Here is a 26,786-nt window from a genome sequence, read left to right as displayed (position 1 = left end):
ACATTATAATTAGGATTCATTACTAGAAAACACGAATCACAATGTATGAAAAAAAGTTTTGAAAACGGCCCATTCTCTCGCGAAGTACTGACGATAGAGCGCAATGCACTACTTGTATCAGTAACGCCTAAAAAAAGAAATTAATTAGTCATTATCAGAATAAAAAACTATTATGTCGAATATTGAAAAAAATTTTCCTTCGGAGACTCCAAATGTAGCGGAGCTCATACAAAAGCTTAAAGAGTCGGCGGAGGGGGCACGGCAAACAAAAGAAACAAAAGATGAAACGCATCGAGCTCATCTAAAACGCATGGCACTAGAAGCAGTCACAATGGCTGAAGGGAATGAAAAACTTTCAAGAGCGACGGGTAAAATGATGCATGGGTCTTCGCAAGTAGGCAAAATGCCCGATGCATATGAAAAGGAGCTCAGAAAACATCGCGATGAAGGCGCATTATGGGAATTGAGTAATTCCATCAGAGAAAAAGAAAAAGAGGCGATTCAATTAGAAAAAACTATGGTAGAACTGGGAGAGTTTGCGTCGAAAGAAATACTCGTGGAAGCAAAGGGGGCACTTGTTAAAATAAAAGAAGATATCGAAACAAAAAAAATAGAATTGCAATCTCAAAAAAGCCAGCTTTATCAGAAAGACGAGGAATCGGCTAAAAAGTGGAAAGGTTTCGCATCAGAGCAAGATATGGCGGCTCAAGACGCCTATGAGTTTGGGACAAAACAAGTTCTTGAGTCCAAAAAACTACCCGAACGTCCTGACACGACTCTGGGGGTGGCGGAACCAGAATTGAGACAGGCGGTAACCGAGGAGAGAGTGAGACGGAACGCTGAAAGCCAAGAAAAATACGAGCAACAAATCGAGTTAATTCAGAAAAAAGCTGTAGAAGAAGAATCAAAGAGATTAGAGGACGCCGCTTCATCACTTATACGCGAATACGACAAATGGACTTCGATGTTAAAGGGGGACACACCTCAAGGAAAAGAATTTCTTAAAAACTACTCCCTGTTGCATCAGCAGTTCGACGATCTCATGGGGAAAACATATTGGATTAAAAAAGAAGAAAAGCAAAATCGGGATCGAGAAGAACAGCGAAGACTGTTAAATGAAATGAAGATTGTTCATTCTAAAATCTGGAATCCGTCTCAAGGTGGGGAAGCTCTTATCCATGGACTAACCGATCTAGATCGTGCAGAAATGCGTTTTAGGGACGCCTTAAATTTTGCCTGGTACGGAACACCAGTTGAACTACCCTCTCAATTCGAGGGTGACGGAAGTAAATATAATCTTGTTGGACATCAAAAAAATATTGTCACCTGGATTTATCAGAGCAATGAAAGAAAGCAAAGAATGACCGGTCTTGTTATGGGACTAGATAAAAGAGCCCATGCGCTCAACAATGAAATGAACATGAAAAAAGAACAGCTTATTGATACTATAAAGTCTTCGCTACCTCTTCCTGAAGATTCTTCGGTAAGTCGCTACAAGAAATAAGAAGTGGGAAATCCGGAAAAAATAGTATAATGTGATTAGGGACGAGTCCAGATGAAACCCGGAAAGGTCATCAAAAAGGCGCTGAGCTCGTGAACAGCAAGTGGGGTTATTTCTGGAATTAGCCAACTTAAAGTGCGTCGCTTCACACGTTTTACATTACACGAATGCGGTTGCTTTTTCTCCTAAAATCCCTATAATTCCGATATCAATATGGCAAGTCAGATGATTTAATTTTATGGCGCGAATCAGAATCATGGCTCTAGTTCTTCTTTTGGCGGGAGCGTTTCTCGGCTTTTTTGTGTACTCATCTGAAGTGAACACGCAATCGGTTGTTTCAGGATTTCCTTTTAAACTGGGCCTCGACCTCTCCGGCGGAAGCCATCTGGTGTATCGTGCTGATGTATCAGAAATTGGCGCAGGCGACGTGGGGAGTTCTATGGAAGCCCTTCGGGACGTGATTGAAACGAGGGTCAATTTGTTCGGCGTATCCGAGCCACTAGTGGAGGTTGAAGGGGGGTCTTTTAGCGGAAAGGAAGAGCACAAACTCATCGTTGAGTTGCCTGGAATTTCCGATGTCGGGAAGGCGATTGAACTCATCGGGAAGACGCCCGTTTTGGAATTTAAACTTTTGAATGAAGAAGTGGCGAAAGCAGCAAGCAAATCAAATTCTTCTACCACACCTGCCGATCTTTTTACGAGTACCGGTCTTACCGGAAGACTCCTTGAGAGATCTCAATTGGAATTCGAGCCCCGAACCAACGAGCCCATAGTATCTCTGGTCTTCAATGATGAAGGGTCAACGTTGTTCGCTAAAATCACTAAAGAAAATATTGGAAAGGTCCTGGCGATATTTCTTGATGGAAAAATAATTTCAAGCCCAGTCATTCGAGATGAAATCGTCTCGGGTAAAGCCCAGATTACCGGTAGCTTCACGCCAGAAGAAGCAAAACTTCTTGTTCGCGACTTAAATTATGGAGCACTGCCGGTGCCGATTGAGCTTATTTCTACGCAAACCATCGGCGCCTCGCTCGGTGAAGAAGCAAAGACGGCGGGCGTGCGAGCGGGAATTATCGCCTTTTTGGTCATCGTACTTTTCTTGATTATTTGGTATCGTTTGCCGGGAGTGATTGCCTCGTGCGCACTCATTATTTACACGATTTTGAACCTTGCGCTTTTCAAGCTGATTCCGGTAACCTTAACCGCCGCCGGAATTGCCGGATTTATTCTTTCCATCGGTATGGCGGTGGACGCGAACATTCTCATATTCGAAAGAATGAAGGAAGAATTGAAGCGGGGGAAAAATCTCCACGATGCGATTGACGAAGGATTCAAAAGAGCGTGGCTTTCCATCCGTGACAGCAACCTTTCGAGCATTATTACTGCCACCATTCTTTTTATGTTTGCATCCACTTCCATTATTAAAGGATTTGCCTTGGTTTTCGGAATTGGCGTCCTGGTCTCCATGTTCACCGCAATCACCGTCTCCCGCACATTCCTGAAGGCCATCCAATGGAAAGACGGCAGGGCAGCGAGATTTTTATTCGGGAATGGATTTCGAAGGTAAACATACAAATATACTAATGAATGCGATATACCAATGAATACTAATAATCTAAATCTAATTTCTTATTCGTAACCATTTGTATATTAGGTATTTATTCGTATATTGGTATCTCTAATAATCATGTTCATAGTTAAATACAGAAAAATATTTTACACCATCTCCGGGCTTTTGGTTTTGGCCTCCATCGTTTTGCTTTTTTCGTGGGGGCTTACCTTGGGTGTGGATTTCAAAGGGGGGACGATTCTCGAAGTTGAATACAGGGAGAACCGGCCATCTGTGGACGAAATTCATACAGCGCTTGCTCCGATGTCTTTGAATGAAAACATCCGTCCCACCGGTGATAAGGGCTACATTATGCGCATGAAAACCATTGAGGAAAAAGAGCATGTCTCAATAATCAAAACTCTCTCTTTTGGGAACACCAAGCCATTTATCGAAAAGCGTTTTAACACTATCGGACCTCTCCTCGGCCGTGAAGCGGCCAATAAGGCTCTCGTGTCGATTGTGTTCGTCCTTCTCTGTATTGTTCTTTTTATCACTTTTGCTTTCAGGAAGGTATCGGAGCCGGTCCGCCCGGATGACACGGTCGGACGGGTTTCTTCATGGAAGTACGGAATCATCGCTATTCTCGCTCTCTTCCACGATGTGGCGATTCCTACCGGCGTGTTCGTTGTTCTCGGGCATTTTTTGGGTTACGAGGTTGATACGCTGTTTGTGACCGCGCTCCTGGTCGTCTTAGGTTTTTCCATTCACGATACGATTGTCGTGTTTGACCGAGTTCGAGAAAATTTGAGATTAAATCATGAGCATAAGCAGAAGAAAGCATTTGAAACCGTTGTTGGGGAAAGCATAAGCCAGACATTTACCCGTTCAATCAACACATCTTTGACGACTCTCTTGGCACTCATTGTCCTCTATTTTGTTGGCGCGGAAGTTACTCAACATTTTTCTCTTGTCTTAATTGTTGGTATTGCCGTCGGAACCTATTCGTCGATTTTCTTAGGGAGTCCCTTGTTAGTTACAGTTGAACGTTGGCAAAACCGAAAAAATAAATAGTTTAAAAGCTTGCTCCGTAGTGAGCTTCGCTCTACTACTGGGATGGCAGAATCGGAAGAAATAGATTGTGATTGTAAATTTAGATTCGAGGGTTAAATTCAGACCGATTTATTGCAAGGGGAGAAACGTCTATCACAAAATAAAATCACCCCTGCAGGGGTGATTTTATTTTGTGATATTCAGTTTTTGAAGACAAAAACTGAGTCCTACAAAAATATAGTCGCTCTTTTGTGATACTCCGTTTTCGAAACGAAAACTGAGTCCTACAAAAATATAGTCGCTCTAAGAGAGCTCGTTATTTTTGTGGAGATGCCGAGAATCGAACTCGGGTGCAACTGACGCTCTCTAATATTTCTACAAAGTGTAGTCTGTTTTTTCCTGCCGAAGCAGATTTAAATCACTGCGCTTAAAGCAAACAAAATATGTAGTGATCGAGTCTCTTAGTTTCGGATAGAGAGCGAGACGACCATCTATCCCATTCCGAATATATTACACTTACGTATCCCTATCGGAAGTTGGGATATGAAGCGTCGCTTAGGCTAAAGCGTAAGCGAAAGCAAAGTCGTTTGCCCTAAAATAGGGAGAAACGGCTAATTTTGCTCTTGTAACTAAGTTTTTTGCGCTTAGAATTTCCGTCAGATTTAAGAGGTAACGGTGCTCTACTTTGCATATTTGAGAGTAAATCAGCTGTCTAGACCGATCATCCCCATTTTTCAACGTTCTTTATGTTCTCTGCGTATGTCTCTCTCTGACTGCTTCTTTTTCAAATCCTCCCGTTTGTCGTATTTCTTCTTGCCTCTTACGACGGCTATACTTACCTTTATCTTACGCTCTTTATTATATACCGAAACTGGTACTATTGTCAACCCCTTTTTTCCTTCAATCTCGGCGAGGCGCTCGATCTCATTTCGGGTAAGCAAAAGCCTGCGATTGCGCCTTGGGTCATACTCTTTTGGAGCATTTTTTTCTTGGTATGCTGGGATAAAAGAATTAATAACATATGCTTCGCCGCCTCGTATCGTTACATGGGCGCCCAAGAGAGACCCAAGTCTGTTTTTGAGAGATTTTACTTCAAAGCCAAAAAGCTCGATGCCCGCATCGAATTTTTCCAGGATTTCGTAATCGAGGTGTATTCGTTTGTTTTCGATAAGACTTTGCATGGAAAAATCATAACAGTATCTGAAGTGTAGCGCAAAATGCATGGAATCAGAAGTGCAACATGAGAGGAAAGGTAATTGTTTTTCTCAGACGTTACACGTTACACGCTGCGCGTTACACTCATTGCTCCTTGATTATTTTATTGAGTTCATATAGAGTATACGCAATGAATCGAATACAGGTACAAAATGTAAAGAAGGACAAGAAAATCTCAACTCACTTTAGGGTTTGTTTTTGTTATTAATTTCCCACGCCGACTCATAATGATGATAAAAACAAGCCCTAAAGCGGGGCTTGTTTCGTTTGAGTCGCGAGACTGTTCGAAAATAGTACAAATAGAAAGGTCACTCATGTACCCTGAAACATTCGCTGGTGTTTATACGGCGCTTATTACGCCCTTTGACAATCGAAATCAATTTGACCGGGGACGGTTTGCCGAACAAATTTCCCGGCAAATCGCAGGGGGAGTCACGGGTATTGTCCCGGTCGGAACTACAGGGGAATCTCCGACATTGGATTTTGATGAGCACATTGATGTAATCAAAGCTGCGGTAGAATTCGCGGGACGCAAGGTCAAGGTAATTGCTGGCACAGGAGGAAATTGCACAAAGGAAGCAATCTTTCTTGCTCAATCGGGAGAACAGGCAGGCGCAGACGCTTTGCTCCAGGTGGCTCCCTATTACAACAAGCCGAGTCAGGCGGGACTGTTTGCCCACTTTGACGCGGTGGCAAAGGCGACCAGACTGCCGATTTTTCTCTACAATATTCCCGGTAGGTGCGGAGTGGATATTTTGGTTGACACTGTGTGCAAGCTTCACGAAGCCAATCCAAACATTATGGGTATCAAGGAAGCGGGTGGGAGCACCGATCGAGTGACGGAACTACGATTGAAGCTCGGGAAAGATTTCGTTATTCTTTGTGGCGACGACTCGCTTGCCCTACCATTTCTATCGGTCGGAGCGGACGGAGTGGTGAGTGTGGTTTCGAATGTCGTGCCTGAAGCAGTAAGCGAACTCGTGCTGGCCGGAGCAAAAGGAGACTTCGTCTCGGCGAGGGCGATTCACATGAAGCTCTTTCCATTCACAAAATCGCTATTCTTGGAAGGCAATCCGGTTGGAGTGAAATGCGCCATGAAACAGCTAGGGTGGGACAGAGGAACTCTTCGCTTGCCGATGTTTGAAGCAAGCGAGGAAACGGCGCGACACATCCAACGCCAATTGGTTGTGCTCAAGTTGCTGTGACGAAAAAAACAAGCAGGCCTAATCACCCTGCTTTTTCTTTTTTCCGGAAGCGTTACACGTGTAAGCTTTTGTGTTACAATCCAATAACTATGGATATTTTCAACAATAACGATAAGCAAAAATCAAAAGACGCAAGGAAAAATAAGGGGAAAAAGCCCCTGATTCCCTTTCCTCCAAAAAATAACTTTGCGGGCAATATTACGACTGCCGTGCTGGTTCTTTTTATTATAGTGCTTTTTTCTTCGTTCATTGGAGATTTGAGGAATAAGGTTCCGACGATTCCTATCTCGGAGCTCGCAACTGATATCGGCGCGGGAAAAATCGAAAAAATTATTGTTGAAGGCGATATATTGAACATCGTGTACAAAGGAGGGGAGAAAAAGGAAAGCAAAAAAGAAGCTGATGCCTCGCTTACCGCTACGCTCTCCAATTATGGCACCACTCCCCTCGCGCTTTCCGGCGTCCAAATTGAAATCAAATCTCCGTCAGGTTTTATCTACTGGGTGGTGAATCTCGCGCCGTTCCTTTTGCCGATTTTCTTCATCATTTTTATCGTCTGGTTTCTCTCGAGACAGGTGAAAGGCGCAGGCATGCAGGCGCTTTCTTTCGGCCAGTCGAAAGCCAGAATTATTTCTCCGCATGACAAAAAACAGAGGGTCACTTTTAAAGATATTGCGGGGACGAAGGAAGCCAAAGAAGAATTGTCGGAAATCGTGGACTTCCTCAAAAATCCGAAAAAATTCTTGGAAATCGGGGCAAAGATACCCAAGGGGGTGCTTTTGATGGGACCATCTGGGGTAGGAAAAACTCTTTTAGCGAGAGCCGTGGCGGGGGAGGCAGGAGTGGCTTTTTTCTCGATTTCTGGCTCCGAGTTTGTGGAAATGTTTGTCGGTGTGGGGGCTTCGCGAGTGCGCGACCTTTTCCAGCTGGCAAAAAAAGCGGCGCCGGCGATTATTTTTATGGATGAAATTGATGCGGTCGGACGGGTGCGCGGTGCGGGAATGGGCGGAGGCAACGACGAGCGCGAACAAACCTTGAACCAAATTCTCGTTGAAATGGACGGCTTTGAACAAAATGAGAAAGTGATCGTGATGGCCGCGACGAACCGTCCTGACGTTTTGGATCCGGCGTTAGTTCGTCCGGGCCGTTTTGACCGGAGGGTTACGATTGATTTGCCGGACCGCAAAGACCGAGAGGCGATTCTAGAAGTTCATGCGAAGGGCAAGCCTTTTGCCGAAGACGTGGACTTGAAACTCATTGGAGAGCGAACACCGGGGTTTTCCGGAGCGGATTTGTATTCTCTGATGAATGAAGGAGCAATCCTTGCGGCGAGGGAAGACAGAAAAAAAGTCGCGCAATTCGATTTGATTCGGGCGATTGAAAAAGTGATGCTCGGCCCCGAGCGTAAAAGCCACTTACTTTCCAAAAAAGAAAAAGAGATTACTGCCTATCACGAAGCTGGACACGCGCTGGTCGCTTCGGTCCTTCCCTTTGCAGACCCAGTGCACAAAATTTCGATTATTGCTCGGGGCCGCGCGGCCGGGTATACGTTGAAGTTGCCTCTCGAAGACCGAAAACTCCAGTCGCGAAGAGAATTTCTGGACGATATTGCAATGAGCCTCGGAGGATACGTGGCAGAGAAAATGATTTTTGGGGACATTACAACGGGTCCTTCGAATGATTTGCAAGTCTCGACTGCGCTTGCTCGCAATATGGTCACCAGGTACGGCATGTCCGACAAAATCGGGCCTGTCGCGCTCGAAGGAGAGGGCGGAAGAGTGCTCTTCGGGCGTGGCGTTGAGGAAAAGGAATATTCGGAGAGGGTGGGAGCGGAAATTGATTCCGAAGTATCGCGAATCATGAGCGAAGCTTTAACGAAGGCGCAGGATATTTTAAATACCAACAAAATAGCGCTCGATGCTATTGCCTCGAAGTTGATTGAAGTAGAAACGATCGAAAAAGACGAGTACGAAAAGATTATTATCGCTTTCGGAATTATTCCAAAAAAGAAGCAGGATATTGAGCATCAGGTGTAGAACTAAAAAATAAAGCGCGAGAAGAATTCAGAAACTCTGCCCCTTACGGAGCAGAGTTTTCAAAAACTTTGTAAGTCATAGGATATAAGGTATGATTTTACAGCGCGCGTAGCTCAGTTGGTAGAGCAGTCGACTTATACTCGATCGGTCGGGGGTTCGAGTCCCTCCGCGCGCACCGCAAGAAGAAGCCAACTGCTTGGCTTCTGTGAGGGACTCGAAAGACTTTTCATTATCGAGTCTGCGAGATTGAAAAGTACCTGGCTACGTGGTGGCCGAGTCCCTCCGCGCGCACCTCTAAAATATGTTTTCACTAAAATCGACCTTCTGTCGAAAGAATACAAATCAACAAGCAAGCGCTGTCTATTCAAAGTGAATTTTGTCCGAATTTCGAACATCTAGGTGCTTTTTTACTTCGGGGTATTTTTGGAGTTCAAAATCTTTTTCGAGAAGTGCTCTTGCTTCGGCGCGAGCGGCTTCCACCATTTTCAAATTTTTGAGGGCTTCCATGGCGACGTCGGAAATGCCCCATTGATGGCCCCCATAGAGCTCGCCGGGTCCCCTCGCTTGCAAGTCAAATTCGGCGAGCTCAAAGCCGTTTTTTGATGTGGTAAGGGCGTTCAACCGGTTGAATGTCTTTTTCGAAGCCGTTTCAGCGTACACAAAACAGTAAGCTTGATGGTTGCTTCGGATGACTCGTCCGCGAAGCTGATGAAGCTGGGCGAGGCCGAATCGCTCCGCGCCCTCAATCACGATGACCGTCGCGTTCTCGACATTTACTCCCACTTCGACGACGGAGGTGGCGCAGAGAATATGGATTTTTCCAGCTTTAAAATCTTTCATCACTTTTTCTTTTAGGGACGGCTTCATTTTTCCATGGAGCACTCCAATGGAATATTCCTGGAAGACCGTTTTCTTTAGTCGATTTGCTTCTTCCTTTACCGATTTTGCCTGTACCGCAAGCGTTTTCTCAGGATCTGGTTCATCAATGCGGGGACAGATTACATATGCCTGCCTCCCTGCTTCAAGCTCTTGGCGGATTTTTTCGTTCATTTTTTCTCGGGTCGTCGGGAGAACAACTTCCGTGATGATGGGTTTTCTTCCTAAAGGCATTTGGTCAAGTAGACTGAGATCGAGGTCGCCATAAATCGTGAGAGCGAGAGTTCGGGGAATCGGCGTTGCCGTCATTGACAAGAGATGTGGCACCGACACCCCATTTTTTCCATGCACAAGTGCCTTGCGCTGGTTTACTCCAAAGCGGTGTTGCTCGTCAATAATTATTAAGGCAAGATGCTTGAACTTGACTGCTTTTTGGATGAGGGAGTGTGTGCCAATGAGAATGGGGATTTCTCCGTTTGCGAGCCATTTCAAAAGCTGGCTTCTCGAAATTTCAGTCGCGCCGGAGGGGTCGACCTTTGACGGGAATTTTTTGCAACCGGAGGAAGTGATGAGTCCGATGTTAATTGGGAGGCCCGCCCGTACCGAACTGTCGTCTTTGGCACGTTCGGGCGGGTGTTTAAAATATTGAATGAAAGAATCAAAATGCTGTCCGGCGAGAATTTCCGTCGGGCACATGTACGCCACTTGAAGATTGCCGAAAGATTGGTTGTTGGGCTTCGTGGTGACCGTGGCATAGGCGGAGGCGGCCGCGACCAACGTTTTTCCAGAACCCACGTCTCCCTCAAGAAGCCGAGACATTGGGTGTCCCGCTTTGAAATCAGCAAGAATAGTTTCAATCGCCTGCTCTTGAGCGTGAGTGGGAGCGAAAGGGAAACGGCTTAAGAATGAGTGCATGTTTTCATTTTTTACGGGGATGACAAAAGACGGCTCTCGCCCCGCGAGCATTCTTTGCTTCTGCTTCTCAAGCTGAATGAAAAAGACTTCCTCGAAAGCGAAACGTTTTCTAGCCGAAAGCGCGTCATCGTTACTTTTTGGAGCGTGAATCCAGATGAGCGCGGTTTTCAAAGAAGGAAGATGATATTTTTCCCGAATCGCCTCCGGAACAGGATCGGTTAAAGAGTCGAGAATTCCCGACTTGAATATTCGATTCAAGGCGTGATAAAACCAGTTTGAGGTGATACCTCGGGATTCGGGATAGACCGGGTAGAGCGTGTGTGCCGAGGGTTCACCAAACAAAGAATCTCCAACTCCGAAGGGCAATTTTGTCACCGTTTCGATTTTTGGATTGGAAAGGTACAGCTCTCCAGTTTTCTTCTGCGATACTTTCCCTTCCGCTCGGACGAGTGAGTCCGGAGCAATCATCTTTGCGAGATAGGGCTGGTTGAACCAGACGACCTGCACACTTCCGGTATCGTCCTCTATTGTTGCTTTCGCCATCGAGATTTTTTTGCGGAAAGCCTTCTCGGTTTTCAGGTTTTTTATTTTACCGAAAATCACCGCGGTATCGCCTTTCTCTAGTTTGTCTATGGTGCGCATCTCCGACGTATCCCCATATCGAGCAGGGAAGTGGTAGAGAATGTCCTCGACTGTTTTCAACCCCAGCTTTTTAAGCGCTACACGGTGGAGGTCGTGAAGGCGAAAGTGATTTTCCAAAAGGTCCGGTAATTGCATCTGGCTATTATATAAGAGTCCGAAGCTGGGGTCTGATTGATATTTTTTTCATTTTATTGTATAAATACAGCGGAAAACAACATCGCAATCGAGCGGTGCGTTCTTCAGTCCATCATCATTATGAGAACATTCTGGAGGAGGAGACCTAGAAAGACCTCAACCTATCCGAGCCGGATTGTCCTGTGGCTCGTAGATGCGCTCATCGCCTTTGTACTTTTCGGGTCGTACGCTTTGCTTTTCGCAATTCTTTGTATGGTCTGTTTTCAATCCGGAACTCTGGTCTCGAATTTTTTTCAGATTCTTTCCGCTCTTCCCGGAGCCATCGTGTTCTGTCTGTTTGTGAGCGGTGTTCTAAATTCGCCCCTCGGCGTTTCGAACATAAACCTGTTCGAACGTGCAGCGTTCTCTCTCGCGCATTGGGAGATGATGAAGCGATGGAACTTCTTCTCGCTTGTCTGGCGAATGCTCAAATGGGCGTGGCAAAAATTCTACTCCTTTTTTAGCGCAGTGCTCGCGGCTTTCTCTGGAGGCGATTAAGTTTCTTGACAGGAGCAATGGATTTACACCCATTGCTTTTTTTTACCGAATTTGAGGTGATGAGTTTTTGCTTTGTATCGCCAGAGCGAGAGTGATAAGGAGAAGGGAAACATCCCGAAAAAGAATGTCCATCTGGCTTAGGTTTGTAAGGATGAGACCGGCAAGAAAAAGTGTTGCGAGGAGGCAGGGGATGAAGATGCGTTTACCGGAGAGGATCCAAATGCCGATAGCAAGATGGACTGCGGTGAAAAGATAGAGAATAACAATTTGCGGAATCCCCACAGTCTTAATAAATGGAGGAAAATAGCTAAGCCACGAGTCTGGGTCAATGTGGATTTTAATCGCCGGGTAGAAGAAAGCGAACGCGATTGCTACACGAATAAGAAGCCAGACAGTTTTATTTTTTTGAGATGGAGAGGTAGGCATGCCTGTGTTGAAAATGACATTTCCGAATGTCAGTCCCGCGGACGCGGGAATCTAGATTAATCTGGACCCCGCTTTCGCGGGGACGACAGAATAGGAATTCTGTAGTTTATTGAACTATAACTGTTCCCGTGTTCGATGCTTGCATATGATTGTGGTATCCCCACGTGCCGACTTTGTCGAAGACGAAATCAAACACCTTTAGTCCCCGAGCACTCGTCTTGTATTGGTCAAATTCGGGATAAATTACATGAGTAGGATGTGGGTCGGAAGCGACCGACATGCCTCCATCGGACTGGTTGACGAATTCCACTGTCGAACCCTTTTTTACTGTAACCGTTTTTGGAGAGAATCCGGAATTAGTATAGATTACGATGACCTTTGCCACCGTACTCGTTCCCGGGTTTGTGCTCACTGTCGGATTTGGGGTTGGGGTGGGTGTGACGCTCTCAGTTACGCTTGGTGATGGAGAAATTTCTGATGGCGCAAGGGCTGTGTTTCCCTTGTTCATTGCTAATGCGATAACCGCGATTACCACTATGACGACAATCCCGCCGATGACATAATTTTTATTCATGGATGTAACGTTAAATACTATCTGCTAATGAGTCTATTTTAATACACTTCAGTCGCAAATTGCAATTATTTCGAGATTATCCGTATCCGACTTTTATTTGCTGGAGCAAATAAAAGTTGATTCTGGAGCGGTGAGAGGCTGTGAAATATTTTACCGCCAGCTTTTAAACCAAAATCGGGCATTCTCCGCACTCTCTCTTAATGGGATTCCATACGTAAGGGGGCTGAAATACAAGAACAAGGAGAGAGAAATCAAAATCAGTGCGAAAGCATAAGCTTTTTTCTTCTTTTCCAATTGTATCCCATCCAGAAGAAAGCAGAGGATGAGAATAGAAAATATGAGGGCGACACAGTAGTGGTAGAGGAACATCACTCGGCCTATAAAAATAAAAGGCAGAAAATTCAAGAAAAATCCCGAAAGAAGAAATACCGCAAGCGCGCTCTTTTTCCTGAAATCCTTATTTTTCGAAACTGCCTGCGAAAGAAAATTGAGCAAGAGGAAAAGAACTGACGCGCTTCCGAGCCAGTAGATGAAGGGATTGCCGAGAGAATAAATGTTGGCAACTTTGCTTTGCCCGTCTTGCGCTCCAGCTGGCGCCTCAATTTGTTCATGCTTCCAGAAGTATATTGGTCGCTCCATGAAGGGCCATGTGTACCAAGCGCTTCCGTAAGGATGGGTCGCGTCCAATCTTTTGTTTGCGCGATACATTTCGAGGTTTAATTCAACAAATTTTTTAGACATGGGAAGCGCGTGAATAGTTTCGTCATTTTGATAGCTGTTGCCCTCAAGTGTTTTCTGGAACTCGGGGGACATGAAGTCTTTTCCCGGGCCGTTTTTTGAAAGAAGTGCGAAATGAACGGCGAAAGTAGAGAAATAAATGACGAACGCGAGGCCGAAGACGCTCCCTAACGTGAGAAGCCATTTTTTGAGGGATGATTTCGCATGGAAAAGACGCGCGCATTCGAGAGCGACTATTAGGGCGAGGAAAGAGAGCCCTGTCCATTTAATGCTGAATGCAAAAGAAGAAAATACGATTGCGCCCAAAAAAAGATATGGGACGACTCCAGTTCCTTCTTTTTTTCGGTAAAGAAAATAGAAAAGGAGGCTCCCAAATCCGAAAAGCAGAAGCAAGCTGTCTAAAAGGATGAATCGTGACTGAACCAAAAGGGAATTTTCGAAAATAATTAGTGCGCCAGCGGCAAATGATGCCGTCTTAGAAAAATTGAGTGCGCGAGAGAGATAGTAGATGACGAGCGGAAGAATCGCGCCAGCAAGGGTGGGAAGGAGGCGAAGCCAGATAAAATCAGTACTCGTAAAACTTTCTCCGATTACGCTAAAATCTATCTCCGGCTTATACCCTCCTAAGAGGCCGACGCCAGTGATAAAGAGTTTTGCGAGCGGAGGATGGATGTCAAAAAAGTACTGATGGGAAAAATATCCCGAGATGAATTTGCCGAAATGCACTTCGTCGAACACAGTCTCACTGGGATAGCTGAAAAAAATAAAATGGGAGATGATGCTTCCAATCGACAAAGCGATAATTTGAGCATGCTCTTTTAGGTTACGCATCTTTTGCTTCAGGGCTATAATGTGAGTCGGGTAGAAAATATTCCCGCCCGATTCTATTCTAGTATTTTGCAAAATACTAGAATAGAATCGGGCACTTTTTGAGAGTTTTGAGAGTTTTTTTAATAAGAAATAAGATTTTACTGGGTCGGGGGAGTCGGTGATTCTGTTTGGCTATTTACGAGCGAAAGCCCAGCAACGGCGCATAGCAGGATGACTCCTCCCACAATTTGACCGAACACGAGCGTGGAGCCGAGGAAAATCCAGTTTATTACGACGGCAGAGACGGGGAAAATAAGCTCCATTATCGTTGCGACGCTCGCTTTAGTGGTGAGAAGCCCCTTGTAATAAATGAAGAGAGATAAAAAGCCGGCGATAATTGCGATTATAAATATGAAAAGCCAGTCGGTTCGTGAAGCGAGAGTGACTTCGGGGAGCCTGTGGAAATATATTTCAATGAAAAAGAGAAATACAAGCGCGCCCAAAAATCGCAGTGCGGTCAGGGTTTGAAACGCTACTCTTCGCAACGCAAATCTACCGAAGACTGTCCCCGCCGCCCAAAGCACGGCGGCGGCAAGGGCGAGAAGAACTCCGGTCATCGCTCGCACTTCGATTGCGCCGGGGTTAAGCGAGGGAAACGACACAAGGTAAGCCCCATAGATTCCGAGAACCGCAAAAAGCCAGAATTTTTTAGTCAGCTTCTCTTTGAGAAGAATGGTAGCCAAAAGAATCGCGACGAAGGGCTGAATTTTCTGAAGCAGTATCGCAACCGAAGGATTCACGTAGCTGAAACTCTCCGTAAAAAAGACGGTGGCCAAAGCTGAACCCCCGAGGGCAATTCCCAGTATCGCGAGCCATTCAAGGGGAGATATTTTTTTTAACTCCGAAAATCTTCTGAAAAAAATCGGAAGAACCAGAAGAGCTATCAAAAGATGCTCCATGAAAACGATCGTCGTCGAGGAGAGGTCTCCGGTTACATATTTGCGAAACGGCGCGTCAATTGCCCACAAAAATGCCGCAAGCGCGACCAGCCATGGACCAGTTTTGTATGAGTTCATAAAAAGTTTTTATTTTTGGATTTGAGAGAGACCTCTTGGCTGCACTTTCAAATCATTCCGACGGCAATCTCTTTCTGAAATGCTTCAAGTGATAATTCCGGAACTTCTGATTGTGAATATGTTTGTGTTTCCATGGCTTTTAATATAGTAAATGGATATATAGTATATAAAGCGAATCATTACTATGTAGCTTTAAAAAAGAAAGCAATCTTTTTTACCACAGTGAATTGCGGAAGAGGAGTGATTCGATTTTTTATTTTACTACTCGAACCAAATTTTCTGAACTTGATTTGCAAGAAAACCGACAAATCGTCCCCGTGAAAAATTTCCATCTTTCATAGCTTCTTCGCTATAGGTTTTGAAATCATCTTGAGTGATGATTCCTTGCTTTGGAAACTCTTTTATCCTTTGCCACATTGCTAGATCTGCGGAAGTAAGTTCTGAAGCTTTCATTTCTTCCCCTTCTGGGCCATTCGCAAAGTGGGACGGTTTCCCCGTTTTTTTTCCTTTCTCTTCTTCCTCTTTCATTTTTGCAATCTCTTGCTGAAATGCTTCAAGTGATAATTCCGGAACTTCTGATTGTGAATATGATTGTGTTTCCATGGCATTTTAAATAGCTTATAGATTTATATAATACCAGACTACTCATTGCAAATACAACTGCGAAATAAAGGTTTGTCTCGTCCTATCCCGAGAGCAAGCTGTCCCCTTGGAGTACCTCGGCGGGGTATTAGGCGAGGCCAAACTTTATTAGAGTAGTGTGCGTGAGTTGCTAGCTTGTGGTATTCTATGGCAATAATACAGGTAGTTACCATGAATTGTTTTGTGTCCAAAATGCGAAATATGCTAAAAAAACGCAGGTACAGTTTTGTTTTGTTTCCGACATTTGCTTTTTTGGTAGTTGCGGGGGTCTACGTTCAAAACGTTCAGAACGTTCTAGCGATAGGATGGACAAATGTGGGGAGTCTCGGCTTCTCAGCTGGTACACCCAGTTATCTTAACCTTGTTTTAAACTCTACTAATACTCCTTATGTTGCATATAGGGATAGCGGAAATAGTAATAAAATAATGGTTTTGAAATATAATGGTTCATCTTGGGTAACCCTGCCTTCGGGTAGCACTGGGATTTCAGGAAATGATTCATATACTCCTACTATGGCATTTGATTCTAGCGGTAACCCATACGTTGCAATGCAAGATGGCGGAACTGGTGGAAATAGCTATAAAGCTGTGGTTAAAAAATTTGACGGTTCATCGTGGGTAACTGTGGGCTCTGTGGCTGCCACCAGCCAACAAGCGGACTACCCCTCTATTGCCATTGATTCTTCAAATAATATATATGTAGCGCATATGGATTATTTTCCAGACGGCGGTAAGGTTGCCCTTGAGAAATTTAATGGTACTTCCTGGTCCACAGTAGGTGCTTCATCTGGAAATGGTTTTTCAGATGGGCAAGGTGACCAAGTTTCTCTTGCTCTTGATTCTACTGGTGTACCGTATGTTGCCTTCAGTGACCATTTTTCAGGCAGGGGTAATAAAGCTACAGTCATGAAATATAATGGCTCATCTTGGGTAGTCGTAGGTAGTCCTGCATTTTCGGCTGGACAGGTATTTAGCACTTCAATCAAGTTAGATTCCACTAACATTCCATATGTAGCATATAAAGATGTTGGAACCAGCAATAGAATTACTGTCATGAAATTTACCAGTGGTTCGTGGAGTAACGTTGGTAGCGCTGGTTTTAATGGAGGAGCCACTGGATCAGAGTGGCCATCTCTCGCCTTCGATTCTTTAGATGTACCTTATGTAGGATTTTCCGATGGAGCAAATGGTTTAAGGACAACTGTCATGAAATATAACGGTTCATCTTGGGAAGCTGTGGGTAGTGCCGGTTTTACATCATCTATAGGTACTTTCACATCTTTAGATTTAGATTCAAATAATAATCCATATTTAGGATATTGGGATGCCGCAAACGGCCCTAACAAAGCTTCAGTTTCAACCATTGATCCAACTATTCCCACCATCACCAACGTTTCCTCTGACAAAGCAAACGGTACCTACAAGACAGGAGAGGTGATCGATATTGACGTCACTTTCTCCGAGACGGTTACTTCCACTGGTAGCGTCACAGTCACTCTCGAAACTGGCGCCACTGACCGGACATGTACCTTCACGGTCTCTGGTTCTACTACCGGCACTTGTAATTACACCGTACAAGCTGGAGACACATCTCTCGACTTAGACACCAACTCAATCTCTGGCACTATTGCCGACCTCTCTGGTAATGCAATGTCGAGCTTCATTCCAGCTACCAACTTAGCCGCCAACAAGGCGATTGTGATTGATACAACGGCGCCGAGTATTTCAATCACAGCTCCACTTGATCTAGCAGTTGTTTCTGGTGCATCTGTCTCCATTACGGCCGATGCTTCTGATGATTTTGGTGTTGTGGGTGTTCAATTCAAGCTAGATAGTATAAATCTGGATATAGAAGACACTACTTCTACATATGGAATCATTTGGGACGCGACTTCTGTTTCAGACGGAGACCATGTTTTGACTGCAGTTGCAAGAGACAATGTTGGAAATACCACAACATCTTCACCAATTACAGTTACGGTTAGTAGCGTGGTTGTCCCCACTGTAACCACTACAATCCCAGTCACTTCCATCACTCAAACCACTGCAGTTGGTGGCGGTACTATATCTTCAAATGGTGGAGCAACAGTGACAGTTAGTGGTCTCGTCTGGGATACAGTAATAAATCCCACCACTGCTCTTTCCACTAAAACCACAGATGGTTTCGCCATCGGTGGCCCCTGGACTAGCACCATGACCGGCCTCACCTGTGATACAGAATATTTCGTGAGAGCTTATGCTACAAATCCTGTAGCCACCGCTTATGGCTCTATCATCTCATTTTCTACAACTGCTTGTCCTACAGAAGAACCTTCCCCCACTCCCACCCCCTCAAGAAGGAGAAGCTCAAGTGGCGGTCGCAGTGCGAACTTCATTTCTCAATTACCTTCACCATCATCTGCTCTTCCAGTCTGCGCCGAAGGATATACCCTGATTCCGTTTCCGGAGAATCCTTCAGGATACATGTGTAGTCCAAATACGTCGGGAATCGCTCCAGTTGTGGAAATTACTCCGGGAATAGGACTCCCGCCTGTTCTCACCCCGCTTTCCTTCACCCGTAATCTTGGTTCGGGATCAGTGGGAAGCGATGTAAAACTCCTTCAGCAATACTTAAATTCCAAAGGATTCACTCTTGCTCTTTCGGGCTTTGGTTCTCCAGGCAATGAGACCACCTACTTCGGAGCTCTTACCCGCTCCGCTCTCTCCAAGTTCCAGTTAGCTCATGGCATCACGCCTCCCGTAGGATTCTTCGGACCGATAACGAGGACGTTTATCTTGTCGGATATCTAGAATATAAAAATTATTTTCTTCCATCTCCCGTCCCAATTTTCAATTTCAAAATTGGGCGGTATCTACTGAACGAAGTTCGAATGTATTTCGAACTAAATCCTGATGATTGCTATTAATCTGCGCGCCTCGTCTGCCCCTACGGTCGCAATGCAAAACCCAAAAATTTTCCTTACCTTTCTTATTTTCCTCGGCGGGTGAGTGTGGGGGGCCGACAAAAAATGGAAAGGAAATTTTTGGTTTTGCTTCGCCGCCAGCATAGGATATCAGAGGGACATGCTGACCTGGCGTCATCCTCTCCTTCCTTCCCCACCGAAATTCATTAGGCTTTAGGCATTAGCATTTCTGCTAGAGCCTACTGCCTAGTTTCCTAGCGCCTAGTGCGCTTTGGTGGGGGCGGTCTTGTGTGACACTTGAGAAAAAATTTATAGAGGCAATCTGCATATTCTTGAAATTCCAGAAAATAGCACCTCATGAGTTTGATCCTAGTTTAAATTTTGTTATTAGAGTAGTGTGCGTGAGTTGCGAGCTTGTGGTATTCTATGGCAATAATACAGGTAGTTACCATTAATTGTTTTATGTCAAAAATACGAAATAGTAAAAACTTTAAATATGCCCTTGCGCTTTTTACAGTTATTGTAAGTTTTTCTATTGCCCAGAATGCACTAGCCGTTACTCAATGGACTATCGTTGGTAGTGGTTCAATATCAGAATTTACTCCTCCACATGGAGGAGCCTGGGAGGATATAGTCTTTGATTCCCAAAATATACCATATGTCGTATATTATGATACCGGCAAAAGTTATTTAAAAAAATGGAATGGTTCGTCGTGGACTTTAGTGGGCAGTGCAGATATCAATGGTGGCGTTGGCGCTCTTTACTCACGTCTGGCTCTCAGTCCTTCTGGCGTTCCATATGTTGCGTTTAGAGATCAACATTGTCCTACTCAAGGACAATTTGGCATAAGCGTTAAAAAATTCGATGGAGTAAATTGGGTATATGAAGGCACCGCTTGCTTAAGTCAGTGGTATCTACAAAGTGAGCCATCTATCGCCATTGATTCAACAGGTCTTGTATATATAGCATATAGTGATCTTGTTGACGCATCTAACTATAAGACTGTAGTTCGAAAATGGAACGGTTCTGCTTGGCTGTATGTCGGTGGTGCTAGTCCTTTTACGGCTCCATTTACAATTTCGGTTGATTCAGCATTCAAAATAGCAATTAAAATAAATTCTTCTAATGTTCCCTATCTTGCATATGAAGATACCGGTGTGGGTGGAGGAAATAGAGCTGTAGTAAAAAAATTAAATGGGCTAAATTGGGAATATGTCCCCATTGGAAGTACTGGTATTTCAGGTTTCGGTGTACAGGCTCAAAAAATATTAGCTCTTGATTCTACGGGTATATTGCCATATGTAGGGTACTCTGATCTCCCAGCGCCTTATAGCGGAAAAGCTACCGTATATAAATATAATGGAGCAACCTGGAATCTTATCGGGACACGCGGTTTTTCTGATGGAGTAGCATCTAGTGTGAATATCGCTACGGATTCATTAGGTACTCCATATATAGCATATGCTGATTCTACCACAATTCCTGCTGACAAAATTGTGGTAAAAAAATGGAGTGGTTCCTCGTGGGACACTGTCGGCACTTCAGGTTTTTCCGTTGGAGCCGTAACCTTTATTGCTTTGGCTATAGATCACAATGACACTCCATTTGTAATATTTAATGATGCTGGTATCAACAGCAATCACCCACCTATTGTATACAAATTTGCGGAACCTAAAATTACCTCATACTCCGGTTCTTTCACCGAAACCGGCGCTGATGACGGTATCGTCTCTGGAAGTCGCATAGCTACTCTTACAAATGACCTATTTACTCATGCTGGTTCAACGCTCACTTTAAATACTGATTACTCTCTCAGCAATGCTCCGGCCGGTCTCACTCCTCTCATGACGGTAAACGGCGCTGGTACTACGGCAACTCTTACATTTACCGGTACTGCTTCAAGTCACGCTGTGGCTAATAGTATATCCAATTTAGGTATCACATTTTTGAATGGAGCATTCACGAGTACGGCCACAGCTTCAGACGTACTAAATTACACTGATTCTTTAGGGGCTGTAACTTTTGTTGATTTGATGCATGTTACGACTTCTCCCCCCACTGCAATAACTATATCTTCAATAACCTTTAACGGAACAATAACCGCTACTGGTAGTGGTGGCGATGCAACTGAAAGCGGTTTTGCATATGGCACGTCAGCAGACCTCTCGACGGTGATTGCCACCTCAACCTTGGGCTCTCAAACTGGCACAGCCTCATTCCTTCAAAATATAACCGGTCTACAACAGAACACCACCTACTACTTTCGCGCGTATGCCATAAACCCTTCTGGAACTTCGTATGGTTCCATTCTTTCGACTGCCACGCTCGCTCCTTCTGGTTCCTTCCTCACTACCCAAGCTGCTTCTTCCGTCACTCAAACTACTGCGACCTTAAACGGAGTCATCACCGATACCGGCGGAGAGGATGCAACTGAAAGCGGTTTTGCATATGGCACGTCAGCAGACCTCTCGACGGTAATTGCCACCTCAACCTTGGGCGCTCAAATCGGAACTGCATCATTCTCCGAAAATCTCACCGGTCTTACTCCGAACACCCTCTACTACTTCCGAGCGTATGCTGTTAATTCTACTGGCACGTCAACTGGAGCCATACTCTCGACCACCACTATTGCCGTTTTCGCCCCTACCGTTACAACTCAAGCAGTTTCATCTATTACCCAAACTACCGCTACGGGTAATGGAACGATTACGGCAACAGGAGATGTCATTCCAGATGTGAGAGGTATCGTATATGGTCTTACTGCTTCCTACACCTCAACCACAACTGAATCGGGAGATTTCTCGGCCGGAACTTTCACTGCCCCGATTACTGATTTAATTTGCGATACCACCTATCACATGGCGGCATATGCCGGAAGTACCGTGGGACTTTCCTATGGAGAGGATGTGATGTTTGCGACAGAAAGTTGTCCGGTTCCTCCAGTTGTGCCACCTAGCTCTACTGGGAGCGGTTCTTCCGGAGGCTCGTCTTCGCGCCGCACACCTATACCACTCGAATTCCAGAAGAACTATACTACTCGTGTAGTTAGACCACCGATTATTCCGACGCCACCGCCAAATAAATTACCGGTGAATGACCCTCTTCTTGATTCAAATATGAACGACACGCAGACTAATCCCAACGACAATAACCCAGGACCTTTCGATTCTAGTGTGGACAATAATGTTGACAATATTGACAACACAAAAAACACGTCTGGTAACAATGGCATATCGACTTCAGGAAGCAATACGTCTTTCGTATCGATTGTCTCAGGTCTTACTTCAGTTGTCGGAAGGATCATAGATGACGCTACAAGTATATCCAAAACTATTGTAAATTCGAAAGAGGCAACGGTTGTCAAAGCACTCGGTCTCATTGTGCCTTTTCTCGCTGTCGTTTCAAGTTCTCTGTCGTTCAATTCACTTGCGGAACTACTTTTGCAACTAAGAAGATTTTGGGGATTGCTCCTCATATTTTTTGGAATAAAAAAGAGAATAACTCCATGGGGGACGGTATACGACAGTGTTACCAAACAGCCACTTGATCCCGCGATTGTTTCGGCACTCGATATCTCGGGCAACGTAGTAGCGGAGTCAATCACCGACCTTGACGGGAGATACGGTTTTCTCTTATCTCCCGGAAAGTATACGTTGAAAGCTCAAAAGACCCACTGTGTATTTCCTTCGGAACGAATGTCGGGAAAAGGTTTTGATGAAATCTACGGTGATTTGTATTTTGGAGGAATGATTGACATCTCTTCAGGTGAAATTGTGAAGAAAAATATTCCTTTAGATCCTGTTGGGTTTGATTGGAACGAATTCGCAAAGCATGACAAAGATCTGATGATTTTTCACTCTAAAAATGAGCGAATATTTGCTCTGGTACGTGAAATACTTTTTGGAGCAGGTTTGGTGTTTACTATTGTCGAAAATATTTTCAACTTCTCCACTCTAAACCTCATTCTCTCATTCGCTTACATCATTCTGTGTGTGATGTATATGTTTGGAATTAGGGGTCGTCAGTATGGCACAGTGATTGATTCGCGGACGGGTCAACCTCTCTCGTACGCAATCATAAAGGTATATACTCCGGATAAATTTGCCGTAATAAAATCGGTCGTATCTGATGCGTATGGAAGATACTATTGTCTGGTGCCACCTGGTGAATTTCGCGTTGAAATTCAAAAGAAAAACGCAGATGGTAGTTATACTGTGATAATGAGCAAGGATGTGTCGACTAACAAGAAGGGGATTATCAAAGAGAGTTTTAGGATTTAAGTGGACTACATAGTTCTGTTGCGAATTTTTTTAAAAAAACGTTCGAACTTCGGTTAAAAACTTCCGCCCATACAAAAAACGAGCACCTCCAGAGTGCTCGTTTTTTGTATGGGCGGAGGGTAGTAGATGACATTAGAACCTATTGGGTAGTGCCATCAAATTATTTTTATATACCTAAACTATCTAAGGAAACCGCTGATATAACTGCTTAATCTCTATGATTACATTTCAGAAGCAAAAACTCAAAGTCCGTGATGTTGTATTAACTTTCTCTCCTTATCGAGCAAGGATCAAAAATAGATACGTTGGTAGACCTGTCTTTGACGGGAAAGACGAAAATGAGGTTGTTGCGAAATTACAGTATGTTTCTTCAATAGGTGGTACAGCTCAAGAAGCCTGTAATTTGGCGGGTATTTCGACAGATTCGTTCTATCGATACTGTAAAAATAATCCCGAGTTTCGCAACAAAATCGAGCTTTTACAAGCCACTCCAATACTGCTTGCTCGCAAAGCAATCTTCCAAGCGTTATTGAATGGAGATGTAAAATCATCGTGGCGATACTTGGAGCTAAAACGCCCTCACGAGTTTTCATCTAGCGCTGTGGTTGCTTTTCAACTAACCCAACAAGAACAACGGATCGAGCACTTAGAAAGGTTACTGAGGGAGAACAATATAGACCCTATATAAAATACCTATATTTGCTAAAATAGGCATACAACTATATGGCAGACCCGCTTAGAATCAAAAACAAGACTGAAATTAACATCAAAGGTGTCTTTACCGTAGGAGAAACTTCCTCAGAAGAAGAACTCTCACTAATCGCAAATAAAGATAAACTTACAGAGACACCAGAAGAAAATCTAAGAGAAAAGATCAAACAAGATTTACAGATTGTAAGACTTACTCCTTTAAGCGCGATATACACGACACAAATGGCTTTTCAGTATGATAATCCTGATGCCCTCAAAGACTGTGATTACGGTAATATTTTTGTTGAGGCACACCTACCGTACTGCTTACATATACCAAATCACTATGAACTAGAGGTTGATCTACCAGAACTAGGAATCAAGGCTTTGTTGATACATAGAAAAATATGGACTAAAAAAGCTCAGGAGGGTGCGGTAAAATCGAGTGAGATTGATTTCTTTTCAGAAGATAAAACAACATATTTTAATAACAGTGTAATTTTAACTCCAAAAGTACCTGTTGATTTTGATGATGGATGGGAACAGGACTTTACAGGTAGAAATATCGAGAGAATGAAAGATCAAAATGGCACGTTCCGATATTCAGCTCTTTATATTCAATTCGACAAAACAACTTCTGTACAAGAATTGGCTAATCGAAACCAATTAGAAAAAGTTATCGACGACGTTAAAGAGACTGCTCTTACAGTAGTGAATAAATTGATAGATAGCTATCGTGGGGTAACTAGAAATGGCTTTGTCCAAAGATTGGGTACGCTTGAGATAAATACAATCTATTTCATAGAACATAATAAAGGATTTTACATATTGGGATCAGGTTTTGGTATTGAGACTGCCACAATGAATCGATCTAAGAATGAGATCACAAAAATTAAAGAGATGCTTGAAAAGGGAGAAAAACCTGAGATTTTCGATCTTCTGTTACTAGATGCTCAAACGTCTTTGGATAACAAAGATTTCACTCTTGCAGTAGTGCAATCATTTCAGGCACTTGAGATTTTTTTGGAAAACTTTTTATTCAAAATATTACTATTACGAGGAGATTCTGAACCTGATGCGGTAAAATATCTTGATCAGCATTGGCGTACAAAAGAAAGGTTAAAAGAATGTTTAAGAGAACTAAAAAGTACATCTCTATACGAAGCCGATGAACCTCTTTGGAATAAGTGGTGTACGCTCTACGATCAGACAAGAAATGAGATTGTGCATAAAGGAAAAGAACCAAAACAAAGAGAAGTGATCGAAATGCTTGAAACTAATATTAAGGTCATTGATTGGTTAAAATCACTTTAGTTTCTATATTCACGGAAGCTAAAAAACCTGTTCTTTTAGGTGTATTTTGCTATAGTTACCTTACAACTTAATAAGAAACGTTCCTAAGTTTACTGACTTTTGTTAGTAGATATGGAACGAAATCCCAACGAAGATTCTGAACCGCACGTTCAGTAATAGAAAGGTAATAGAAAGGTGCCCTTTCTATTTTGAAAAGTGTGGTCTAATTTTGCTTACTCTTCCATGATTGAAGGTGCCGAGTATAGGCTGAGAAAGTTGTCAGAAGTATCAAGCTCGACAAATCTATGTCAAGGACGGTCCTTGCCGAAGGCGGACTTCTCTGTCAGATTATACAAAGCATCAAGATTATTTTAAAATTCATCTCCTACAGAAACATAGCCAAAGATTTTCCCAATTTTTCTATTACGCCGACGACAAGGGCATTACCCATGATGAAAGCACGTTTTATGTCAGGAGTCAGTTTCCCATTGAGCATTTTTTCTGTGTGACCCTCTGGAAACATATTTAATTTTTCAAGCTCCTTCGGTATTAACCTGCGGAGACTTCCTGATTTTGTCTTTATTACATGCTTAAATCTTGAAGGTGAAGAACCGCCTTCTCCAGTCACTATAGTTCTAGATGGTTTTTCTAATGAGTCGGGGAAAACCATAGCACCCTCAGAATAATCATAGGTGAATCCATTTTTACTTTTTCGGGCTTCTTTTTTCCCTCCTTTAAGATATTTCCACATAGGCATATCTTTAGTATCAATAAAAAATTCTTTTGGAATCTTTTTCTCATCAGACTCAACAAGGTCTCTTAAGGTAGTAAGGTTGCCGTTGTACTCAGGAGTAACTCTGTGTGTGTAAACATCTCCGTCAATCATAATGCCTGCGATTTCAAAAGGACTTTTCGTTGATTTACCCAGTGAAAAATTTTTAGATAGTCTCACTAAATCTTTCTCTAAGAAAAATCTGTTATTGCTGGTAATTGTATTTTTTACAGGAAAAACTTTTGCAATGACTCCGTCATTATTTATCCATTTTTCCTTATTTTTTTCGGCTTTAATTTTTTTGTAAATATTTGTTCCTTTCTTATATCCTAGGATATAGACTCTTCTTCTTCTTTGAGGCATTCCATACTCGGCCGCATTTATTACTCGCCATTCGACGATGTATCCTAAATTATTAAGAGATGAGAGCATAACTGCAAAATCACGACCTCTCTGGCCAGATGGTGATTTTAAAAGACGGTCAACATTTTCCAACATAAGAAAACCGGGAGCATTTTTCCCTTTTTTTTTGAGGATATTATAAATTGACCACCAGAGTACCCCCTTTTTTCCCTCTAATCCTTTAGCTTGGCTTAGTGTTCTTGCGACGGAATAATCCTGACAAGGGAATCCGCCAACGAGCAAATCGTGATCTTGAATCTCGTGAAATTTATTTGCGATGACCTCTTGGATATCCTCATTTGAATGTCCATCTTTACCAAAATTTAACTCATATATTTCTGATGCGTGTTGAGTGGTTGCACCCGGTTCCCACTGACTACTCCAGACAACCTCATATTTAAGGTTTTTTTGTTTTTTTGCAGCAGATTCCAGGCCAATTCTAAACCCACCCACACCTGCAAATAATTCAGCAACTCGTATTTTCTTCATGAGGTAATTATAGCAAATAGCAACAA

At 43.6% G+C, this 26,786-nt stretch carries 18 protein-coding genes, 1 tRNA gene and 1 other RNA gene; 11 read left to right on the top strand and 9 right to left on the bottom strand.

Annotated elements, in window-relative coordinates:
* Window positions 1–172: 172 nt before the first annotated feature.
* From ABI430_02185 to secF, 3 genes are all read left to right on the top strand, one after another.
* Window positions 173–1,504, top strand: a complete 1,332-nt coding sequence (locus ABI430_02185) for a hypothetical protein (GenBank protein ID MEO8637688.1) — start codon at window positions 173–175, stop codon at window positions 1,502–1,504.
* A 235-nt stretch (window positions 1,505–1,739) separates the two neighbouring features.
* Window positions 1,740–3,068, top strand: a complete 1,329-nt coding sequence (gene secD / locus ABI430_02180) for a protein translocase subunit SecD (protein ID MEO8637687.1) — start codon at window positions 1,740–1,742, stop codon at window positions 3,066–3,068.
* Between the two features lie 120 nt (window positions 3,069–3,188).
* Complete coding sequence (gene secF, locus ABI430_02175; protein ID MEO8637686.1) at window positions 3,189–4,124, top strand: protein translocase subunit SecF; 936 nt, start codon at window positions 3,189–3,191, stop codon at window positions 4,122–4,124.
* Between the two features lie 301 nt (window positions 4,125–4,425).
* On the opposite strand, the gene ssrA is transcribed toward secF, so the two are convergent.
* Window positions 4,426–4,832: a transfer-messenger RNA gene (gene ssrA / locus ABI430_02170) on the bottom strand.
* Window positions 4,833–4,837: 5 nt separating this feature from the next.
* Window positions 4,838–5,284 carry an SsrA-binding protein SmpB gene (gene smpB, locus ABI430_02165; GenBank protein MEO8637685.1) on the bottom strand — a complete coding sequence of 149 codons (447 nt, stop codon included), beginning with the start codon at window positions 5,282–5,284 and terminating at the stop codon, window positions 4,838–4,840.
* A 264-nt stretch (window positions 5,285–5,548) separates the two neighbouring features.
* Between smpB and dapA the strand changes: the two genes are divergently transcribed.
* The 3 genes from dapA to ABI430_02150 all read left to right on the top strand — a co-directional run bounded on the left by dapA (window position 5,549) and on the right by ABI430_02150 (window position 8,734).
* Complete coding sequence (gene dapA / locus ABI430_02160) at window positions 5,549–6,523, top strand: 4-hydroxy-tetrahydrodipicolinate synthase (GenBank protein MEO8637684.1); 975 nt, start codon at window positions 5,549–5,551, stop codon at window positions 6,521–6,523.
* An 89-nt stretch (window positions 6,524–6,612) separates the two neighbouring features.
* Window positions 6,613–8,559 carry an ATP-dependent zinc metalloprotease FtsH gene (gene ftsH / locus ABI430_02155; GenBank protein MEO8637683.1) on the top strand — a complete coding sequence of 649 codons (1,947 nt, stop codon included), beginning with the start codon at window positions 6,613–6,615 and terminating at the stop codon, window positions 8,557–8,559.
* Between the two features lie 102 nt (window positions 8,560–8,661).
* Window positions 8,662–8,734 (top strand) — tRNA-Ile (locus ABI430_02150).
* Between the two features lie 185 nt (window positions 8,735–8,919).
* Here ABI430_02150 and recG read toward each other — a convergent pair.
* Window positions 8,920–11,127, bottom strand: a complete 2,208-nt coding sequence (recG, locus tag ABI430_02145) for an ATP-dependent DNA helicase RecG (GenBank protein ID MEO8637682.1) — start codon at window positions 11,125–11,127, stop codon at window positions 8,920–8,922.
* A gap of 120 nt (window positions 11,128–11,247) precedes the next feature.
* Here recG and ABI430_02140 point away from each other — a divergent pair, with 120 nt between their 5' ends.
* Window positions 11,248–11,664, top strand: a complete 417-nt coding sequence (locus ABI430_02140) for a hypothetical protein (GenBank protein ID MEO8637681.1) — start codon at window positions 11,248–11,250, stop codon at window positions 11,662–11,664.
* Between the two features lie 42 nt (window positions 11,665–11,706).
* On the opposite strand, the gene ABI430_02135 is transcribed toward ABI430_02140, so the two are convergent.
* From ABI430_02135 to ABI430_02115, 5 genes are all read right to left on the bottom strand, one after another.
* Window positions 11,707–12,090, bottom strand: a complete 384-nt coding sequence (locus tag ABI430_02135) for a hypothetical protein (GenBank protein ID MEO8637680.1) — start codon at window positions 12,088–12,090, stop codon at window positions 11,707–11,709.
* Between the two features lie 106 nt (window positions 12,091–12,196).
* Window positions 12,197–12,664 (bottom strand): hypothetical protein, encoded by a 468-nt coding sequence (locus ABI430_02130; protein ID MEO8637679.1) that lies wholly within the window; start codon window positions 12,662–12,664, stop codon window positions 12,197–12,199.
* A gap of 150 nt (window positions 12,665–12,814) precedes the next feature.
* Window positions 12,815–14,305, bottom strand: coding sequence for a phospholipid carrier-dependent glycosyltransferase (locus ABI430_02125; GenBank protein MEO8637678.1), 1,491 nt, complete (start codon window positions 14,303–14,305; stop codon window positions 12,815–12,817).
* A gap of 65 nt (window positions 14,306–14,370) precedes the next feature.
* Window positions 14,371–15,288 carry a DMT family transporter gene (locus ABI430_02120; protein ID MEO8637677.1) on the bottom strand — a complete coding sequence of 306 codons (918 nt, stop codon included), beginning with the start codon at window positions 15,286–15,288 and terminating at the stop codon, window positions 14,371–14,373.
* Between the two features lie 261 nt (window positions 15,289–15,549).
* The gene (locus ABI430_02115) at window positions 15,550–15,891 is read right to left on the bottom strand and encodes a hypothetical protein (GenBank protein ID MEO8637676.1); all 342 of its coding nucleotides are present in this window, start codon (window positions 15,889–15,891) and stop codon (window positions 15,550–15,552) included.
* Window positions 15,892–16,131: 240 nt separating this feature from the next.
* On the opposite strand from ABI430_02115, the gene ABI430_02110 reads away from it, so the two are divergent.
* The 4 genes from ABI430_02110 (at window position 16,132) to ABI430_02095 (ending at window position 25,118) form a co-directional block, all read left to right on the top strand.
* Window positions 16,132–18,720: an Ig-like domain-containing protein gene (locus ABI430_02110; protein MEO8637675.1), complete on the top strand. Its 2,589-nt coding sequence runs from the start codon at window positions 16,132–16,134 to the stop codon at window positions 18,718–18,720.
* A gap of 575 nt (window positions 18,721–19,295) precedes the next feature.
* Window positions 19,296–23,114: a hypothetical protein gene (locus tag ABI430_02105; GenBank protein MEO8637674.1), complete on the top strand. Its 3,819-nt coding sequence runs from the start codon at window positions 19,296–19,298 to the stop codon at window positions 23,112–23,114.
* 217 nt (window positions 23,115–23,331) lie between these two features.
* Window positions 23,332–23,802 (top strand): hypothetical protein, encoded by a 471-nt coding sequence (locus tag ABI430_02100; GenBank protein ID MEO8637673.1) that lies wholly within the window; start codon window positions 23,332–23,334, stop codon window positions 23,800–23,802.
* A 35-nt stretch (window positions 23,803–23,837) separates the two neighbouring features.
* Window positions 23,838–25,118 carry a hypothetical protein gene (locus ABI430_02095; protein MEO8637672.1) on the top strand — a complete coding sequence of 427 codons (1,281 nt, stop codon included), beginning with the start codon at window positions 23,838–23,840 and terminating at the stop codon, window positions 25,116–25,118.
* A 364-nt stretch (window positions 25,119–25,482) separates the two neighbouring features.
* On the opposite strand, the gene dcm is transcribed toward ABI430_02095, so the two are convergent.
* Complete coding sequence (gene dcm / locus ABI430_02090; protein ID MEO8637671.1) at window positions 25,483–26,760, bottom strand: DNA (cytosine-5-)-methyltransferase; 1,278 nt, start codon at window positions 26,758–26,760, stop codon at window positions 25,483–25,485.
* Between the last annotated feature and the right edge of the window lie 26 nt (window positions 26,761–26,786).

The sequence above is a fragment of the Candidatus Taylorbacteria bacterium genome, assembly GCA_039934295.1.
In the GTDB taxonomy this organism is placed as follows: domain Bacteria; phylum Patescibacteriota; class Minisyncoccia; order Phycocordibacterales; family HO2-43-120; genus HO2-43-120.
Note: the sequence above shows the minus strand (reverse complement) of the source record. Positions and strands in the feature narration are given on the sequence as shown.

Excerpts from the sequence above, each read along its gene's own strand:
- ABI430_02185 (MEO8637688.1), top strand. The coding sequence starts at position 173 with ATGTCGAATATTGAAAAAAATTTTCCTTCGGAGACTCCAAATGTAGCG.
- secD (MEO8637687.1), top strand. The coding sequence starts at position 1,740 with ATGGCGCGAATCAGAATCATGGCTCTAGTTCTTCTTTTGGCGGGAGCG.
- secF (MEO8637686.1), top strand. The coding sequence starts at position 3,189 with ATGTTCATAGTTAAATACAGAAAAATATTTTACACCATCTCCGGGCTT.
- smpB (MEO8637685.1), bottom strand. The coding sequence starts at position 5,284 with ATGCAAAGTCTTATCGAAAACAAACGAATACACCTCGATTACGAAATC.
- dapA (MEO8637684.1), top strand. The coding sequence starts at position 5,549 with ATGATAAAAACAAGCCCTAAAGCGGGGCTTGTTTCGTTTGAGTCGCGA.
- ftsH (MEO8637683.1), top strand. The coding sequence starts at position 6,613 with ATGGATATTTTCAACAATAACGATAAGCAAAAATCAAAAGACGCAAGG.
- recG (MEO8637682.1), bottom strand. The coding sequence starts at position 11,127 with ATGCAATTACCGGACCTTTTGGAAAATCACTTTCGCCTTCACGACCTC.
- ABI430_02140 (MEO8637681.1), top strand. The coding sequence starts at position 11,248 with ATGAGAACATTCTGGAGGAGGAGACCTAGAAAGACCTCAACCTATCCG.
- ABI430_02135 (MEO8637680.1), bottom strand. The coding sequence starts at position 12,090 with ATGCCTACCTCTCCATCTCAAAAAAATAAAACTGTCTGGCTTCTTATT.
- ABI430_02130 (MEO8637679.1), bottom strand. The coding sequence starts at position 12,664 with ATGAATAAAAATTATGTCATCGGCGGGATTGTCGTCATAGTGGTAATC.
- ABI430_02120 (MEO8637677.1), bottom strand. The coding sequence starts at position 15,288 with ATGAACTCATACAAAACTGGTCCATGGCTGGTCGCGCTTGCGGCATTT.
- ABI430_02115 (MEO8637676.1), bottom strand. The coding sequence starts at position 15,891 with ATGGAAACACAATCATATTCACAATCAGAAGTTCCGGAATTATCACTT.
- ABI430_02110 (MEO8637675.1), top strand. The coding sequence starts at position 16,132 with ATGCTAAAAAAACGCAGGTACAGTTTTGTTTTGTTTCCGACATTTGCT.
- ABI430_02105 (MEO8637674.1), top strand. The coding sequence starts at position 19,296 with ATGTCAAAAATACGAAATAGTAAAAACTTTAAATATGCCCTTGCGCTT.
- ABI430_02100 (MEO8637673.1), top strand. The coding sequence starts at position 23,332 with ATGATTACATTTCAGAAGCAAAAACTCAAAGTCCGTGATGTTGTATTA.
- ABI430_02095 (MEO8637672.1), top strand. The coding sequence starts at position 23,838 with ATGGCAGACCCGCTTAGAATCAAAAACAAGACTGAAATTAACATCAAA.
- dcm (MEO8637671.1), bottom strand. The coding sequence starts at position 26,760 with ATGAAGAAAATACGAGTTGCTGAATTATTTGCAGGTGTGGGTGGGTTT.